Below are 17,345 nucleotides of genomic sequence, written 5' to 3'. Positions count from 1 at the left end.
GGATACGTGATGAAAAACAAGGAAAGGGGGCTGCCGGAAGGCAGCCCCCTTCTCTCTGTCTCGAAAGGCCTTTACTTTACGTAGTAGGCCACCCGGTAGTAGTCACTCGAGGCATACCCTATCGCAGCCCACCAGGCGTTGTGGTCGTTCGTGTCGTACTCCATGCTCAGCCGCTTGTTGTCGATGTCGTACCCGAGGGCTGCGTACATGGTCTCCCACCCGTCAGAGGTATCCGGCTCACCTGCCACATCCCCGCTCTCTCGTTCGAGTGCAGGATCGTAGAAGGCCATCTTGAGCCCATCGAAGGTGTTCACCAGGGAGAAGTCGAGGTAGGTGATCACCGGCCTGTCGTCGTCCGTGAGGGAGATGTCGGCCCAGATCCCCACCGAGCCCTCGCTGTCGACCACCACGGTAGGACCGAAGGTGTAGGCCGTGGTCCCGTCCTGCGGGTTGTTGGTGGACTTCATGTAGATGAGGTCGCCTGTGCTCACCCTGAAGAAGGCGAGGTGCACATAGCCCTGACTGTCGATCCGCATGGAGATGTACTTCCCGGAATAGCGGTAGTTGGGATCGGAGGTGCCGATGACGTCCTGGAGCACCCAGTCGGCCGCAGTGGTGGGCGTGGTGCTCGTGGCCCTGGCGATCCGCACGGTCTGGCGGGATATGTCGTAGTAGGCGATCACCGGATACCCTGCCGGCGTCACGTCGATGGCGCTGAACTCACCTGCAGCAGAGACCCGACCGGTGGAGACCACTTGGGTATCATCACCATCGGATCCTCCGTCGAGATTGACCCAGGAGTGCTCTGCGGTGCTTGTGTCGCCGCTCTGGATGTACATGTACTTGAGGGCCTTGGTCTCCGTATCGTAGTAGCTGACGTGGATGTTATCCCCAACCGTCACCACTCGCTCATTGATGAACTGCATGAGGTAGTGGTCGTGCCCCATGTTCTCTCCTTCATAGAAGTAATCATTTACTCCTCCAGAAGTGAACTGATACGGAGCCTGAGGATCCCAGACGTAGAGTCCACCGTAGGTAGAGGCGCCGTCATAGTAGTTCGCATTGTAGGCGATGACCGGTCGTACACCGTAGTCGATGTCGGTGTGCTCAGAAGGGTCGTAGATACGGAATACGGTGGTTCGCGCTCCATCATCTATCGCCGCTCGGTAGACCCGGCAAGAGGCATAGTGAGACCAACTTGCATACAGAGTTCCTGTTGAAGGATCTATGGTCATGGCAGGATGCACCGGGGTATCGCTCTCCGGGAAGTAACCACTATCGAAAGTCCCCGTGGTATCGTTGGACTGCCAGATGTGAGCATAGCGGTCGTCGGTCCAAAGGGCCGAGCGCGGGTCCGCAGGATCGTACTCCTGGTTGTAGGGCTCGGTGTTGTCGTTGATGTTGTTGAGGGCCTCAAGCCCGTTCACCGTAAGGGTGATGGCACCGGAGACGGCGCTCGTGGGCACGGTCACCGAGAAGGAGGTGGTGGTGGCACTCGAGGGGAGGTTCACGCTCGCACCGCCAAAGCTCACGGTATCGGCAGTGGAGTTGTAGAGGTTGAATCCTCTCACCACCACGGTCTCGCCTCTCCGCAGGGAGTACCACCCGTACCTTGATCGATAGGTGTTGAAGTTGGCGGGATCGCGCTGCACATCGGTGATGTAGGGTCGTACATCCACCGTGTAGCTCACAGCCGTGCCTGTATTCCCCGCGCTATCCTCTACGTTGAAGGTGAGCGTCACGTCATCCTGTGCCACGTTCTGCACGGTCGCGGTGTTCCATGCGAACCTCCAGTTGATCACGTGTCCGTTGTCCACGGTGAGGGACTCGCTCCCCGGGGCAATCTCAAAGGCCCAGGCAGCGGTCCCCGCTTCCACGTCGGCAATGGTCGCACCGTTGGCCGAGACGAGGGTGCCACCGGAGGCTACTGCGATGTCAAAGGGTTGTCCCACACCGTTTCCGCCATCATATCCTGTGATCTGGACCCGGATGCGGTTCATGTTCTGGTTGTCGTAGGCCTTGCCCATGAAGATCACCTTACCGCTCACATCCGCATCGGTATCGCTGCTCGCAGCGGCGTACTGCACGTAGCCGTGGCGCGTACCGTCGGCCGAGGTGACGATGTTGTCTTCGTAGGCGTCCACAGCCTGGAGCACCCTGTCGGCATAGGCCTCGGCGATGGTGTAGGTCTGACCCATATCTGCCACCGCGATCTCCGGGGCCGCTTCATCGGTGTTGTCCACCGTGAGGCCTACGAGCACGGCGCTTGCGAGCTGCTCGTCCTCTCCACCTGCCGGTACGGTAGAGTCGTACACCTTGATGATGAACTGCCGGTCGTTGGGAGCGCTCGAGTCCGGGATGCTCGTGAAGTCAGTGACGTCCACCACGTTGCTGGTGAGGGTGGCGTTGAGCTCGGTGGTGGTGTAGGAGATGGCCGTACCTGAGCCTGTGCCCGGACCTGTAGCCACAAAGGTGATACCCGCCTGGTTCGCAGGGGCCCCGAGCTTGGTCCAGTCGGTATCCCCTACGGTCTCTATGGTGTACACACCACCCCTCACGAGGCTCGAGGCCGGCACGCTCGTCGTCCCGGTGACGTAGCCCACGCGGTAGTGGAGCTGCCCGTTACCGGAGGAGGCGTTGATCTGGAACTGGAGGTAGTTGTTGCGCACCGTGAACCCGGTGGTCTCGTAGTTGGTGTTGTAGAGCTTGGTCTCGCTGGGATCGATGGTGCCACTGTTGTCGAGGTCGGTCCCTATCACTACACCGTCTATCTGCGGGATGTTGTTCTGGATGTAGAGGTCCTGGGTGTAGTGCGTGGCGTTGCCTGCCCCATCGATGACCACGTAGTGGAGGGTGACAGGCCCATCAGCGAGCACCGTGGTATCGTAGATCGCATACCAGTTCTTGTAGATGCCATCCGTGGAGAATCCTTCCACGTAGCCGTCACCGTCTATGTCCACACCGATCTCGTTCGTATCCACCCAGATACCGCTCGCCGTATCGGCCGGGAAGGTCACGTCCTGGTACGTCCCTCCTGCGGACTCATCCTTCACGTAGCGGGTTGTCCAGGAACCAGCCCCCCCTGCGAGGTCGATGAAGGAGCCGTCTCGTTCGAAGTAGAGGACCACTGCCCCAATCCCTTGGATGGGTCCCGACCCGGTACCGCTGTCCCAGGCCCTCCCCTGGATGTAGTACTCGGCGGTGGCAGCATTGGGAGAGGCCAGGTACTCACCCGCAGGATAGTAGTTGTCGATCTGGAGGTTGAGGCTCTGCTGGCTCATGTAGGGCGTGGGCGAGGCGTTGTCGGTCACCCTGAGGTCGAGCTGGTAGAACCCGCTCGTAGCGTCGTAGGCCCCGCTATTGAGGGTGGTAGAGTCAAGCTGGAGGTGGAAGCGATACACGAAGCTAAGCTTCTCCGGCTCTATGGCAAAGCCATCACCACTACCAGCACCTGTGGCCGTAAAGGTGGTGCCTGCGTTGTTGTCGGGTGCCCCTACTGCCGTCCAGTCGGTGGCACCGGGCTCATAGATCCGGTAGATCTCGCCTACCGCGAGCTCCGTAGCTGCCACAATCCGGAAGGCGATGCCGTCGCCTGTACCCGCACCGGTTGCAACGAACGGTGTGCCTATGCTGTTGTCGGGCGCACCCGCTGCGGTCCAGTCGGTGGTGCCGGGATCGAAGATGGCGTAGGCTTCACCGGCCACCAGCTCGGTTGCAGGCACGAGGGGCGGGGTGACGGCCATGTAGGCCGTGCCGGTACCGGTTCCAGATCCTGTGGCGGTGAAGGTGATCCCCACCTCGTTGGAGCTCGCCCCTATGGCCGTGAAATCAGTGGTACCCACCGAGGTGATGAGGTACTTCACCCCGGCCCGTATCTCGGAGGCGCCCACCTCGGGCGGGGTGGTCACCACCGTGGGATCCGAGAGCACATCGGTGAAGAGCGTAGTCCCCTCACCCCTCCACTCGATCTTGGAGAGACCGCCCTCGTCCCTCATCACCGCCTCCACGGTGAAGGTCCCCGCCACACGCTCGCCTGCGGTGTACGGCACCCTCGTGCTATCGGCCTTGAGCACCTCCACATCCTCAATCACCGGCACGTTGCTGTCGAATCTGAGGCGAATGCTCGCCACATCTCCTTCTATACCGCGACTAAGCCCGTTGTCTTTGCTGTCTACAGCCCTCACCTCTACCAGGACCTCGTTTATCTCGCCCGGAGGAGGATTGAGGGACCCGTCCTCATTGAGGTTCACATACCAGTTCACCTGGGTGCCCGCCCCTATCCTGTTCGCACTGGTCCATGAGCCAAAGCCAGAGCCCGTGCCCGTGGGATCCACACGATACTCCACATCGTAGACCCAGTCGTCGTCGGTAGCATACCCTGCAAGCCGCACCGTGCCGCCCACGGTCTGGTTGTTGCTGTGGCTCGTGATGTAGACCAGAGGGGTGTCCATGTCAGGATCGATCCAGAGCTCGTAGGAGAGCTCCTCATAGGCATTCCCCGCCACGTCGGTGACCCTCACCTGGAAGGGGAGGGCCCACACATTGGTACCGCTCTGGGGATTCCCTGTGGCAGGATCGATCTCTGTAGCATAGGTATCATTGGCATAGGACTCGATCTGAGCGAAGGTGTAGCTCCAGCTGTAGAGCCCCGAGAGCCCGCTCGTCTGCCAGGTGGTGGCGTTCTTGCCGAATCGGTACTCCACCGTGGAGACCGCCACGTTGTCCGAGGCCGTGCCCCGTATCGTCACCTCGCCGTTCACCCTGGTCTGAGAGGCAGGCTCAAGAATGGTGACCGCAGGCGGATCGCTGTCGAACACAAAGGGCTTGTTGAGCATCACTGTCTTGCCTGCACTGTCCTCCACCTGCACGTACACGGTGTGATCCCCGGAGGAGAGGCCGGTAGTGGGGACCGTAACCTGCCACGTACCCGTGCCGTTGTCATAGGTGGCATCCACAGCACCGGTGGAGAAGTCGGTATCGTCCACTTTTATCTTCACACTCGCCACGGCCCCATCGTCGGAAGCCGTCCCCGTGAGGAGGAAGTCGCCGTTCTGATACATGTCAAGCGCATCTATGCTGAGCTGAGGAGCCTGCTGGTCTATAGCGAACTCTATATCGGACTTTTCGGCCTGGTTCGCGGTATTCTGGGCCATGTCGGTGGCCCTCACCGAGATGCGATACCGCCCTGCACCAAGGTTAAGCCCGGAGGGGCCGAGGTCCTTGCTCCACACATACACCGTGGCCCCGGCCGGATCACCTGCACTCGTCCAGTCCTCCACGAGACTCCAGGACGAGGCGGAGTAGTCGTACCGTTCTATCCTCGTCTCGATGGAGCCCACCCCATACGTGTCAGAGACAGCACCGTTTATCACAGGCGAGGCGTCCTGAAGCACCGTGCTCCCATCCTCGTTGATGTTGCTGAACGAGATGACAGGCGCCTGAGCGTCTTTCACGAACTGCCAAGTGAGGAGCGTACTCCTCCCGGCGAGATCCGTGGCCGTCACCTGGATGGTGTGAGGACCTTCCGAGAGAGCATCAAAGAGGGTCTTGTCGACATCGAACGACCAGACCGTGGAGGAACCACCGTTGCTCAGAGGTGTGCCCTCGAGATCGGCGCTCACGGCATCGAGGAGGGCGTCGGAGGCCGTGCCGGTGAGGGTGAAGACCTCACCAGAGCTCACCGTGCCGTAGACCGTTCCCTCTGGAGGAGCTGTAATGGAGAGGGAGGGAGCGGCACGATCTATCCTGAACTGTACATCCAATACCTCGGTCTGGTTACCGAGGACATCAGTTGCCCTTATATCGATATCGTGCTGACCATCGGAGAGGCTGCTCACATCGATGCTGAAGGTGACCGTCTTACCCGACCCGGTCACACCGGCCTGCTGCCAAGGATCAGGATCGGCTCCGTCGATACGGTACTCTATCTGAGAAGCGATGTTCGAGTAATCGTCAGAGATGCTCCCTGCGACTACCGGGTTCATGGAGGTGAGGATAGTATTCCCTCCCTCCTGGATGCTCGTGAAGATGACAGCCGGACCTGTGGTATCCTTGTAAAACGTGACCTGGACCGCGGAAGTCTGACCCACCACATCCACCGCCTCTACCGTGAAGGAGTGAGCTCCCTCAGAAAGGCCATCAAAGCTCGCCCCTAGATCGTACGTCCATGAGTAGTCAGGCGCACTCCCTGTGGGCGTGAGCTCCTGCCAAGAGTCGGTATCCATCTTCACCCGAACGATCTGCAGGTGCGCTTCTGTCACCGAACCTGAGGCAACAAAAGTACTGTCAAATGTGTCGCCTTCCGTAGGTTCGCTCACACTCACCACGGGGCTGGTGGTATCATAGGTAAAGCTGAGAGGTCCTTCAGTGGCCGTCACTGCAGTGGGGTTGCTCCCAAGCTTGGCGGAAGGGTCGTCGCTCCCCCTCACCTCGATCTGCTTCAACCCATCGGCACCGAGGTCGGGAAGGATGTAGGTGAAGCTCACATTTTTTCCAGTACCGGTCACCGAATCGGGCGAGACCCATGAACTCCACGTAGTCCCTCCATCGGTGGAGTACCGCACCTGGATGCTCGTCACATCCACCTTGTCGTCGTCCGCCACTGTGCCGCTCAGTACCTGTCCTGCGCCGGCAAACCCACCGTCACTGGGGCTTGAGATCGTGATCACCGGCTCATCGGTACTCTGGTCTACGTTCATAGTGTAGAAGTCTACAGCTACATTCCCGTTCCTATCGACTGCTAAGAGTCCTACATAGTTCGTCCCATCTGAAAGCTGAGTGGTATCGTACTCGAGATTCCAGGCATTCTTGTTGTCGGTATATGGTGTCCACGCAGGAGGAAGTCCTGTCACGCCAGTAGCTCTTCCAAAGATATCTCGTTCTACTGTGTAACCAGGGGGTGTGTTATCTGGTCCAATGTAGTAGTAGAGGAATTCTACAGCGATGCCATCCGAAATAAGGGCCGACAGCTCTACCACCCCGTTAAAGGCAGGCACAGGATTGGAGACAGGAGCAACAGTGGTGAATTCGAGGGCAGGAGGGGTGGTATCCACCACGACTTGGCATACCTTCGTGGTGACGATTCCACTGGCATCCTGTGCTCCTATTTCATAGGTGTAGGTCCCATCAGGCTTCCCTGTGAGGTCCAGAGACGCATTAAAGGTGCTCTGGTTCACCGTTTGGCTGTAGATCTCTTGAGAGTTCTCCTTTATCCACACTGAGGAGAGCTCTGCATTATCGCTCGCGGCAAACGAGATGGTATAGTCACCTTCCGTAATGTAGTACATCCCTGAGTCTGGAATGTTACTAAGTCCATCGATACTGATTTGGGTAATCTCAGGCGGCTGGCTGTCAGAGGCGATCACCTTAAAGACTTTCGTAGGTGTCTGAGAGGGAGAGACACCACCTGCATCGTGCACTTCGATCTCTGCTTTGTAAAACCTGTCTACCTCAAAATCAGAAAGGCTATATGCAAATTGGTACAAGGTAGGGGTTTCCTTGAGGACGGTCACATGTGGGTCTTGGGAAATCACGTCCCATCCTGAGAGGGTGAGGTCTGCGGTCGAAGGGAAATTATCAGGATCGGTAGAGCTATACCATCGAAGTGTGAGTGACGCCGGATCGATGGCATCATCATCTTCTACCTCTATCGTAAGCTTTCCTGACTGATAGAGCTCTGATCCAGTCTCAAGAAACCTCACAAGAGGCCTGTCGCCATCCTCATCGAAGTACACCACAAACGTTTGGATCGCCTTCTGCAGCAACTGCTCATTGGTTACTCCCTCGACGGTTCCACCCTCTATGATCGTCTTCACCTGCTCTACTGTGAGGTGCTTCCCCGCCACACTGAATACGTCATCTGAGTGGAAGAAAAAGGTGTTCGTGTTTCCTGCCTTGTCCTCGGCAGTGAATACAAACCGGAAATACTGCTGTGCCTCTCCCGAAGGATACTCTGGAATAAAGGTATAGGTAAAAGGAGAGGCTGTCTGAGAGAAGTTCTTTGGATAATCAGAAAGGTGCTCCCATGAGGTACCATCAGAACTCCTCCACACATCCACTGTGAAGGCCACGAGAGGAGAATAGTCGGCGGCATGGATACTGAGCGTCACTTCCTGGTTGAAAGGATTCTGAACCGGATCAGCCGCCTTATCAGGGGAAGAGATGAGGAGGACCGGAGCATGGTTGTCCACGATGAATACCAGCTCTTCGGTCTCGTAGGAATGGCCAGCCTCGTCGAATACTTTAAGTACTACATAGTAGCGCCCATCGGGGATCTGCTGTGTATCCCACACATACGTCCATTCATAGCCGTCGCCTTTCTTCTTCAACGAATCGACGGGCTCAAATGTCTTCCCTCTATCAAACGATATCTGCACTTGGGAAACGCCGCTATCGTCTGTAGCCGTACCGGAGAGGATGACCACCCCTTTCACGTACTCGCCCGACTCGTGGCTGGTGAGGGCCACTCTGGGACGGGCCACGTCCACCTGCTCACCGAGTCCCACGTCACACCCTGTGAGGCTCACCACAAGGACGGCGAGCGCTCCAAGCACAATACCTACAAAAGATATGTGTTTCATAACCCCCTCCTTCCGGGAAAGCGATATATTTCTTCGGTCTTCACACCGAGGCATGTCTACTCCTCTCGCACGGTAGTTTTCCTGAACATATAAATTCAATAAGCGTGCCATCTTACCCCCCCTATTCAGAGCATTCTCAAGGAACTGGATCTCTATTCGTTTGATTTAACACCAGATTTGCACATCCTGCTTCAAGGGTCCCATTCGATGTGCGAGGATCATGCAAAACGCATAAAACCCTATGACATTTTCATAGGCCCCTCACGATCCATTGACAGAAGTCCTGACACATGCTACACTCCTCTCTGTGAAAAAAATCACAGATAAGACGCCCCACATCCCCCTCCCCTCCCTCGAGCGGCTCGCATCCCTCTACAGCGCTCTCGAAGAGGCGGGAGAGAGGGGAACCACACACCTCTCTTCGCGCGACCTCGGCAGTATGCTGGGCTACCCTCCCCACCTGGTGCGCAAGGACATAAGCACACTCCTCAAGGCCACCCAGCCGGGGGGAAACCTGGGTGAGGGTCCCCGCGGGTATCCGGTGGAGGCCCTCCTCTCCCTCCTCACCACGGCCTTTGGTCTTCAGACCCGCAGAAGGGCGTGCATCGTGGGCCTCGGCCGGCTCGGGAGCGCCCTCCTCCACTACAGCGAGCAGGCCCTTCCCGAGTACGAGCTTATCGCGGGCTTCGACAGCAACACCAACCGGCTCGAGCTCATCTCCACCCCCATCCCGCTCTATCCCGCCTTCCGCATCCCCGAGGTGGTGCGCCGCGAAGGGATAGAGGTGGGTATCCTCGCCGTGCCTCCCGAGTCGGTGGACACCTCGGTGGAGCGCCTCAGGGCGGGCGGGATACGCGGGATCGTCAATTTCACCTCACGGCCCATCCCCCGGGAGGAAGGGGTATGGGTGCGTGCCATATCGCTGCGCGCAGAGATGCGCGTGCTCTCCGCCCTCCTTATGGCGGGCGACCATCCCACGAAAGGAGCACTCCGATGAGACTCGAACGCGTGTACAACTTCTCTGCGGGCCCCTCGGTCCTTCCCGAGGAGGTGCTCAAGAAGGCAGCCGACGAGATGCTCGTCTACCGCGACGCGGGGATGTCGGTGATGGAGATGTCACACCGCTCAAAGGCCTTCGAGCGGATCATAGGCGGGACCGAGGAGCGGCTCCGCAGGCTCTTGGACATCCCGGACGACTACGCGGTCCTCTTCCTGCAGGGCGGCGCCTCGCTCCAGTTCGCCATGGTGCCCATGAACCTCATGGGGCGCACGGGGAAGGGGGGGTACGTGGACACAGGACACTGGTCGAGCCGCGCGATCAAGGAGGCGGGGCTGTTCGGCGAGGTAGAGGTGGTCGCCTCCTCGGCCGACAGGGGCTACACCACTATCCCCGAGATCCCGCCCCTTCCCGAAGGGCTCTCCTATCTCCACATCACCACCAACAACACGATCTACGGCACCCGTTACACCTCGCTGCCGGCGACAGGGGATGCGCCCCTCGTGGCCGACGCCTCATCCCACATCCTCTCCGAGCCGGTGGACATCCGGTCCTTCGGGATCTACTACGCAGGGGCGCAGAAGAACCTGGGGCCGGCCGGGGTGACCGTGGTGATCATCCGGAAGGACCTGGTGGGCGGACACCTCCCGCACACACCCACCATGCTCCGGTACGACATCCACGTGGAGAAGCGGTCCCTCTACAACACCCCGCCGTGCTACGCCATCTACATGGTGGGTCTCGTGCTCGAGTGGGTGGAACGCCAGGGGGGTGTCCAGGCCATGTACGAGCGGAACCTTGAGAAGGCGGAGCTCCTCTACCGCTTCCTCGACGAGTCCGATCTGTTCACCACCAAGGTGGAGCCTGCCTACCGCTCGCTCATGAACGTCCCCTTCTTCCTCCCCACCGAGGAGCTCACCGCCACCTTCCTCGAGGAGGCCGAGGAGCGAGGGCTGGTGAACCTCAAAGGGCACAGGAGCGTGGGAGGACTGAGGGCGAGCATCTACAATGCCATGCCCAAAGAAGGAGTGGAGGCACTGGTGGCCTTCATGAAGGACTTCGAACGACGGTATGGAAGGAGGCGGTGATGTTCAAGATCCAGACGCTCAACAAGATCTCTCCCAAGGGGCTCGAGATCTTTCCGCGCGACCTCTATGAGGTGGCTTCCGAGTTCACCCACCCGGACGCCATCCTCGTGCGGAGTGCTGACATGCACCAGATGGAGATCCCCTCTTCGGTGCTCGCCATCGCACGGGCAGGGGCTGGGGTGAACAACATTCCTGTGGAAAGGTGTACCGAACGGGGAATCGTGGTCTTCAACACACCGGGCGCCAATGCGAACAGCGTGAAGGAGCTCGTGATCGCGGGCCTGCTCATCGCCTCCCGCAAGATCATCAGGGCCGTGGAGTGGGTGCGCTCGATCGCGGATGAGGGCGACAGGGTGTCCGAGCTGGTGGAGAAGGAGAAATCACGGTTCACGGGGCCCGAGATCAAGGGCAAGAAGCTGGGGGTGATCGGCCTCGGTTCCATCGGGGTGATGGTGGCGAACGCGGCCGTGTCCCTCGAGATGGAGGTGATAGGCTACGACCCCTACATCTCGGTGGAGGCGGCCTGGGGGCTCTCGAGCAAGGTCCAGCGGGCCGAGACCCTGGAGAAGCTCATCAGGGAGGCGGACTACATCACCCTGCACGTGCCGCTCAACGACGACACCCGGGGGATGCTCAACTACGAGAAGTTCCGCATGATGAAGCGGGGGGTGAAGATCCTCAACTTCGCCCGCGGCGGGTTGGTGAACAACAGGGACATCCTCAGGGCCATCGAGGAGGGGATAGTGGACAGATACGTGACAGACTTCCCCGAGGCAGAGCTTCTCCGTTGTGAGAACGTGATCCCCATCCCCCACCTGGGTGCCTCCACACCCGAGGCCGAGGAGAACTGTGCGATCATGGCAGTCCAGCAGCTCCGTGACTTCCTGGAGAGGGGGAATATCAGGAACTCGGTGAACTTCCCCACCTGCCAGCTCGACGTGAGCGGGGATACACGGATCCTCATCGCGAACCGGAACATCCCCGACATGGTGAGGCAGATCACGGGCGTGCTGGGCAGCGCCCGCATCAACATAAGCGACATGATCAACAAACACAAGGGGAACATCGCCTACAACATCATCGACGTGGACGGGGAGGTCCCCTCCGACATCTCCGAGGACCTCTCTCAGATCGAGGGGGTGATCATGGTGCGAGTGCTGAGGCCGAAGGAATTCTCACCTCTGGACAGTTGAGGGAGGCGGGTGTATACTGTCTCCGACGATCTTTGAGAGTGCAGGGCTGAAGTGGGGGTGCTCGGCATGAGGCCGGGCTGAGAAAGGGCGGGGCCCTTACCCTTCGAACCTGACGTGGGTAATCCCACCGTAGGGAACTTCGGCCGGAGTATGACCGCGCACTCGAGTACGCGGACGTCCTTCGACCAGAAGCAGGGCATACCCTACGGTATGCCCTTTTTTGTTTCCCCCCTTTCCCCTGCACCGTCGGGAGGCGCACATGAGGCTCATCGTGAACGGTGAACGGCTTGAGACCGGGGCCACCACGGTGGGAGGTCTGCTCGAGGAGAGAGGGATCCTCCCTGAACGCGTAGTCGTGGAACTCGAGGGCAGGATCGTCCCCCGAGAGGAGTTCGAGCGCACCCCTCTCTCCGAGGGGATGCGGGTCGAGATCATCTCGTTCGTGGGAGGCGGTTGATGGACGATTCCCTCGTCATAGGCGGCACGAGTCTCGAAAGCAGGCTCGTGCTGGGTACCGGCAAGTTCCCCGACCGGCGGCTCATCCCTCGGGTCATCGCCGAGAGCGGGGCCCAGGTGGTGACCGTGGCCCTGCGACGGGTGAACCTGGCGAACCCCGAAGACAATGTGCTCTCCTACATCCCGAAGGGTGTGGTGGTGATGCCCAACACCTCGGGCGCCCGGTGCGCAGAGGAGGCGGTGCGGATCGCCCGGCTGGCGAGGGCGGCGGGGTGCGGGAACTGGGTGAAGGTCGAGATCGTGCCCGATCAGGTCTATCTCATGCCCGACAATCAGGAGACGCTCCGGGCAACCGAGATCCTGGTGAAAGAGGGGTTCGTGGTCCTGCCCTACGTGCTCCCGGATCTGGTGATAGGGAGGAAGCTCCAGGATGCAGGGGCGGCTGCGGTGATGCCCCTCGGTGCGCCCATAGGGAGCAACAGGGGGCTCAAGACCGCCGAGCTCATCCGGATGCTGGTAGAGGAGCTGGAGGTACCCATCATCGTGGATGCGGGAATCGGGAAGCCGTCGGAGGCAGCGGCGGCCATGGAGATGGGGTGTGCGGCGGTCCTGGTGAATACGGCCATCGCCACCGCAGGGGATCCGGTCGGGATGGCGCGGGCCTTCGCCCTCGCGGTGGAGGCAGGGCGCCGGGCCTTCCTCGCAGGGCTCGGTCCGGTACGGGAGTATGCGGAGGCCTCCTCACCGCTCACCGGGTTCCTCCAGGAGCTGGAGCAGCCCACATGAGCGTGCTCGGCGTGATCAATGAGTGGAAGGACTTCGATTTCGAGGGCTTCTTCGCCCGGGTGAGGCCTTCCCGGGTGGAGGTGGTGCTCGCAAAGGAGGGTGCGCTCTCGCCCGAGGACCTCCTCGTGCTCCTCTCGCCTGCGGCCGTGCCCTTCCTCGAGGCCATGGCTGTGAAGGCGAGGCGTCTCACTGTGCAACACTTCGGCCGGGTCATCTCGCTCTATACCCCGCTCTACGTGAGCAACTACTGCGTGAACCGGTGTGTGTACTGCGGGTTCCACGCCGGGGCCCCGGTACAGAGGAGGCAGCTGTCGTTCGAGGAGATCGAGCGGGAGGCGGAGGCCATCGCGCGTCAGGGGTTCAGGGACGTGCTGCTCCTCACGGGGGAGGATCGGCGTCGAACCCCGGTGGCCTACATCGAGGAGGCGGTGCGGATCCTCACGCGGCTCTTCCCCTCGGTGGGGATAGAGATCTACCCCCTCGAGGAGGATGAGTACCGGAGGCTCATCCAGGCCGGGGTGGACTACCTCACCCTCTACCAGGAGGTGTATCACCCAGAGGAGTATCCCCGGTTCCATCCGGGCGGACCCAAGGCCCGTTATGACTACCGACTCCTCGCCCCGGAGCGGGCTGCGCGGGCCGGGATGCGGGCGATCACGGTGGGGGCCCTGCTCGGGCTTGGCGAATGGCGCAGGGAGACCTTCTTCACGGCCCTCCATGCGAGGTACCTTTCGAGGGTGTTCCCCGAGGTGGAGGTGGGGGTCTCACTGCCGAGGCTCCGCCCGTGCGTGGGCGGGTTCACTGCTCCGCATCCTGCGGGCGAGCGCGATCTGGTGCAGGCGATACTCGCCCATAGGCTCTTCGCCCCCCACTGCGGGATCTCGCTCTCCACGCGGGAGCGGGCCTTCGTGCGGGATCACCTCATCGGATTGGGTGTCACGAGGATGTCGGCGGCCTCGGTGACGGCGGTGGGTGGGCATGCGACGCGCGCAGAGGAGGGGCAGTTCGAGGTGGCCGACACCCGCGGGGTGCGGGAGGTGTGCGAGGCGATCAGGGCGCGGGGGTTCCAGCCGGTCTTCCAGAACTGGGTGGAGGGGCTCGCGGGGGTAGGAGGTGGGCGATGAGAAAGCAGGGGACGGTGGGTGAACCGGCGGCTCGGGTCTTCGAGGAGGGGCTCTCCCGGTATCTGGGGCCCCGGGAGCGGGGGGTGCTCGCAAGGGTGCGGGTGGGGATCCTGGGGGCGGGAGGGCTGGGGTCCATGGCGGCGCAGGCGTTGGTGCGGACCGGGGTGCGGCACTTGGTGGTGGCAGATCCGGATGTGGTGGAGGCCTCCAACCTCAACCGGCAGTTCTACTTCGTCGATCAGGTGGGGCGGGCCAAGGTGGAGGCGCTGGGGGAGAACCTCAGGCGGATCAATCCCGAGGTGGAGGTGGAGGGTCACCGGCTGGAGGTGCGATCGGCGGAGGAGCTGGAGCGGGTCTTCAGGGGGTGCGAGGTCCTGGTGGAGGCGGTGGACGGGGCTGAGGTGAAGCGGATGGTGGCCGAGGAGGTGCGCAGGCGGCAGGAGGCAGGGGGTGGCCCGCGGGGAAGGGTGTGGGCGCCGTACCTGCTGGTGAGCGCCTCGGGGGTGGCGGGCTGGGGGGCGGTGGATGAGGTGCGGGTGCGAGAGGTGGGGGAGGGCTGGGTGGTGGTGGGCGACGGGGTGCGCGAGGTGGGGGAAGGGGTGCCGCCGCTGGCCCCACGGGTGTGGGTGGCGGCGTCCATGGAGGCGGATGCGGTGGTCTCGTTCGTGCTCGGCCATACGAGGTTGTGGGAGGATGTATGAGGGGGCTCTACCGGATGCTCGATGCGAACTGGAACAGGGCGGCCGAGGGGCTTCGGGTGCTGGAGGATGTGGCGCGGTTCGTGTGGAACGACGGGCCGCTCGCGGAACGGCTCAAGGGGATGCGGCACCGGGTGCGGGGGGTGCTCCGGGAGCGGGAGGGGCTCATGGCAGGGGCGAGGGATGTGGAGGGGGATGTGGGGAAGGGGATGGGGGTGCGGGGGGATGGGAGGGAGGGGCTCGAGGGGCTGGTGCGGGGGAACTGTGCGAGGGTGGAGGAGGCGCTGCGGAGCATGGAGGAGGCGCTGCGGAGCATGGGGCTGGAGCGGGAGGCGGGGGTGTGCGAGGAGGTGCGGTACGGGATGTACGAGGTGGAGGGGCGGCTCGCGGGGTGGCTCAGGCGGGTGCGGGTGGCGAGGGCCTTCGACGGGGGGGTGTACGCGATCACGGCGGAGGAGTACTCCCGGGGGAGGGGGAACCTGCGTGTGATGAGGGAGGCGCTCGAGGGGGGGGCGCGGATCGTGCAGTACCGGGAGAAGGAGAAGTCGTACCGGGCGATGTACGAGGAGGCGCGGGCGCTCAGGGAGCTCTGCCGGGAGTACGGCGCGCTCTTCGTGGTGAACGACCACGTGGAGCTGGCCCTCATGGTGGAGGCGGACGGGGTGCACGTGGGACAGGACGACTGGCCGGTGGAGGAGGTGCGGAGGGTGGTGGGGCCGGGGATGGTGGTGGGGCTCTCCACGCACGGGCCTGCCCAGGCGCAGGCGGCGGTGGAGCGGGGGGTGGTGGACTACATCGGGGTGGGGCCGGTCTTCCCCACCAGTACGAAGAAGGATGTGTGCGCCCCGGTGGGCTTGGAGTACGTGGCCTACGCGAGCAGGGAGGTGAGGATCCCCTGGGTGGCGATAGGCGGGATAAAGGAGCACAACCTGGATGCGGTGTGCGAGCTGGGGGCGCGGTGCGTGGCCATGGTGACGGAGATCGTGGGGGCGGAGGATGTGAGGGGGAAGGTGCGGAGGGTGCGGGAGCGGGTGGAAGGGTGGAGGGGGAGGGCCCCTGCGCCGAGGTGGGTGAGGGAATGGGAGGCGGTGCTCGCCAGGCAGGAGGCGCCTACCGATCAGAGACGACCTACAGGAGAGGAGGAGCTATGACCCAGCTGGAAGCGGCCCGGAAGGGCATCATCACCTCACAGATGGAAGAAGTAGCCCGGAAAGAGGGACGTACTCCTGAGGAGATCCGGGCCCTGGTGGCCGAGGGCGCAGTGGTGATCCCCGCCAACAGGAACCATAGCGGTCTTTCGGCCTGTGGAATAGGCAGGGGACTGCGCACCAAGGTGAACGTGAACCTCGGCATATCCCCCGACTGCCGGAACCACGAGGTGGAGTTCGCCAAGGCAGAACTCGCCGAACGGCTGGGAGCGAACGCACTCATGGATCTGAGCTGCGAGGGGGACACGCGACCGTTCAGGAAGGCGCTCATCGCCCGAACCAGGCTTCCCGTGGGAACGGTCCCGATCTATGACGCGGAGGGCATGGGCAAGAGTCTCGAGGACCTCACCGCCGACGATTTCCTCTCTATGCTCGCGCGCCACGCCGAGGACGGTGTGGACTTCGTCACCCTCCACGCAGGCATCACCCGGGAGTGCCTCGACTTCCTGGAAGAGGGGGAGAGGATCATGCCCGTGGTCTCCCGCGGTGGTTCCCTCATCGCGGAATGGATGAGGAAGACGGGGGAGGAGAACCCCTTCTACGCCTGCTTCGATCGGGTGCTCGACATCTGCAGGGAGTACGACGTGACCATCAGCCTGGGCGACGCATGCAGGCCCGGGGCGGTCCATGACGCGACCGACAGCCTCCAGATCCAGGAACTCATCACCCTGGGGAGACTCGTGAAGCGGGCGCGGAAGGCCGGCGTACAGGTGATGGTGGAAGGCCCGGGGCACATGCGACTCCCCGAGATAGAGGCGAACATCCTCCTCCAGAAGAAGCTCTGCCACGGCGCTCCCTTCTACGTGCTCGGCCCCGTGGTCACGGACGTGGCCCCGGGTTACGACCACATCACATCGGCCATAGGGGGCGCCCTCGCCGCCTGGTTCGGCGCCGACTTCCTCTGCTACGTGACCCCGGCCGAGCACGTCAGACTCCCCACCCTCGAGGACGTGCGGGAGGGGATCATCGCGGCCCGGATCGCAGCCCACGCCGCCGACCTCGCCAAGGGGATCCCCGGGGCAGAGGCATGGGACAGGCGCATGAGTGAGGCAAGGGGAAGGCTCGACTGGGATGCCATGATGAAGGAGGCCCTCGACTCGGAAAAGCCCTCCAGGATGCGGGCCGAGTCGGTGCCCGGGGATCCCCGTGTGTGCACCATGTGCGGGAGGATGTGCTCGATCAAGCGCATGCAGGAGGCGGCCCCCCGCCCCTGATC

10 protein-coding genes, 1 pseudogene and 1 riboswitch are annotated in these 17,345 nt (G+C 62.0%); of the genes and pseudogenes, 9 read left to right on the top strand and 2 right to left on the bottom strand.

The annotated features are described in order from the left end of the window. Positions 1 to 71: 71 nt before the first annotated feature. Together STHERM_RS00760 and STHERM_RS12075 are read right to left on the bottom strand one after the other, a co-directional pair. Positions 72 to 6,698: an Ig-like domain-containing protein gene (locus tag STHERM_RS00760; RefSeq protein ID WP_237223397.1), complete on the bottom strand. Its 6,627-nt coding sequence runs from the start codon at positions 6,696 to 6,698 to the stop codon at positions 72 to 74. Between the two features lie 1,614 nt (positions 6,699 to 8,312). Continuing rightward, positions 8,313 to 8,579 (bottom strand): annotated as a pseudogene (locus tag STHERM_RS12075) (Ig-like domain-containing protein); the annotation flags it as partial. A 307-nt stretch (positions 8,580 to 8,886) separates the two neighbouring features. Here STHERM_RS12075 and STHERM_RS00755 point away from each other — a divergent pair. The 9 genes from STHERM_RS00755 to thiC all read left to right on the top strand — a co-directional run bounded on the left by STHERM_RS00755 (position 8,887) and on the right by thiC (position 17,343). Further along, positions 8,887 to 9,576, top strand: coding sequence for a winged-helix domain-containing protein (locus tag STHERM_RS00755; RefSeq protein WP_013312968.1), 690 nt, complete (start codon positions 8,887 to 8,889; stop codon positions 9,574 to 9,576). Continuing rightward, positions 9,573 to 10,664 carry a 3-phosphoserine/phosphohydroxythreonine transaminase gene (gene serC, locus STHERM_RS00750; protein ID WP_041623097.1) on the top strand — a complete coding sequence of 364 codons (1,092 nt, stop codon included), beginning with the start codon at positions 9,573 to 9,575 and terminating at the stop codon, positions 10,662 to 10,664. The genes STHERM_RS00755 and serC overlap by 4 nt, the downstream gene beginning before the upstream one ends. Then, positions 10,664 to 11,857: a phosphoglycerate dehydrogenase gene (locus STHERM_RS00745; protein WP_013312966.1), complete on the top strand. Its 1,194-nt coding sequence runs from the start codon at positions 10,664 to 10,666 to the stop codon at positions 11,855 to 11,857. The genes serC and STHERM_RS00745 overlap by 1 nt, the downstream gene beginning before the upstream one ends. A 43-nt stretch (positions 11,858 to 11,900) precedes the next feature. Then, positions 11,901 to 12,010, top strand: a riboswitch (TPP riboswitch). Positions 12,011 to 12,116: 106 nt separating this feature from the next. After that, positions 12,117 to 12,314, top strand: coding sequence for a sulfur carrier protein ThiS (thiS, locus tag STHERM_RS00740; protein WP_013312965.1), 198 nt, complete (start codon positions 12,117 to 12,119; stop codon positions 12,312 to 12,314). Next, the gene (locus STHERM_RS00735) at positions 12,314 to 13,099 is read left to right on the top strand and encodes a thiazole synthase (protein WP_013312964.1); all 786 of its coding nucleotides are present in this window, start codon (positions 12,314 to 12,316) and stop codon (positions 13,097 to 13,099) included. Before thiS ends, STHERM_RS00735 begins: the two co-directional genes overlap by 1 nt. After that, complete coding sequence (gene thiH / locus STHERM_RS00730; RefSeq protein ID WP_013312963.1) at positions 13,096 to 14,223, top strand: 2-iminoacetate synthase ThiH; 1,128 nt, start codon at positions 13,096 to 13,098, stop codon at positions 14,221 to 14,223. The genes STHERM_RS00735 and thiH overlap by 4 nt, the downstream gene beginning before the upstream one ends. After that, the gene (gene thiF, locus STHERM_RS00725; RefSeq protein ID WP_013312962.1) at positions 14,220 to 14,924 is read left to right on the top strand and encodes a sulfur carrier protein ThiS adenylyltransferase ThiF; all 705 of its coding nucleotides are present in this window, start codon (positions 14,220 to 14,222) and stop codon (positions 14,922 to 14,924) included. Before thiH ends, thiF begins: the two co-directional genes overlap by 4 nt. After that, entirely contained in the window at positions 14,921 to 16,072 is a 1,152-nt protein-coding gene (gene thiE / locus STHERM_RS00720; RefSeq protein ID WP_013312961.1) for a thiamine phosphate synthase, read from the top strand. Before thiF ends, thiE begins: the two co-directional genes overlap by 4 nt. Next, positions 16,069 to 17,343 (top strand): phosphomethylpyrimidine synthase ThiC, encoded by a 1,275-nt coding sequence (gene thiC, locus STHERM_RS00715; RefSeq protein WP_013312960.1) that lies wholly within the window; start codon positions 16,069 to 16,071, stop codon positions 17,341 to 17,343. Before thiE ends, thiC begins: the two co-directional genes overlap by 4 nt. Positions 17,344 to 17,345 lie beyond the last annotated feature (2 nt).

The sequence above is a fragment of the Spirochaeta thermophila DSM 6192 genome (genome assembly GCF_000147075.1).
In the GTDB taxonomy this organism is placed as follows: Bacteria; Spirochaetota; Spirochaetia; order Winmispirales; family Winmispiraceae; genus Winmispira; species Winmispira thermophila_A.
This window is presented reverse-complemented; position numbering and strand designations above follow the sequence as displayed.

Excerpts from the sequence above, each read along its gene's own strand:
- STHERM_RS00745 (WP_013312966.1), top strand. The coding sequence starts at position 10,664 with ATGTTCAAGATCCAGACGCTCAACAAGATCTCTCCCAAGGGGCTCGAG.
- thiE (WP_013312961.1), top strand. The coding sequence starts at position 14,921 with ATGAGGGGGCTCTACCGGATGCTCGATGCGAACTGGAACAGGGCGGCC.
- thiS (WP_013312965.1), top strand. The coding sequence starts at position 12,117 with ATGAGGCTCATCGTGAACGGTGAACGGCTTGAGACCGGGGCCACCACG.
- thiH (WP_013312963.1), top strand. The coding sequence starts at position 13,096 with ATGAGCGTGCTCGGCGTGATCAATGAGTGGAAGGACTTCGATTTCGAG.
- STHERM_RS00760 (WP_237223397.1), bottom strand. The coding sequence starts at position 6,698 with ATGAACGTAGACCAGAGTACCGATGAGCCGGTGATCACGATCTCAAGC.
- thiC (WP_013312960.1), top strand. The coding sequence starts at position 16,069 with ATGACCCAGCTGGAAGCGGCCCGGAAGGGCATCATCACCTCACAGATG.
- STHERM_RS00735 (WP_013312964.1), top strand. The coding sequence starts at position 12,314 with ATGGACGATTCCCTCGTCATAGGCGGCACGAGTCTCGAAAGCAGGCTC.
- thiF (WP_013312962.1), top strand. The coding sequence starts at position 14,220 with ATGAGAAAGCAGGGGACGGTGGGTGAACCGGCGGCTCGGGTCTTCGAG.
- serC (WP_041623097.1), top strand. The coding sequence starts at position 9,573 with ATGAGACTCGAACGCGTGTACAACTTCTCTGCGGGCCCCTCGGTCCTT.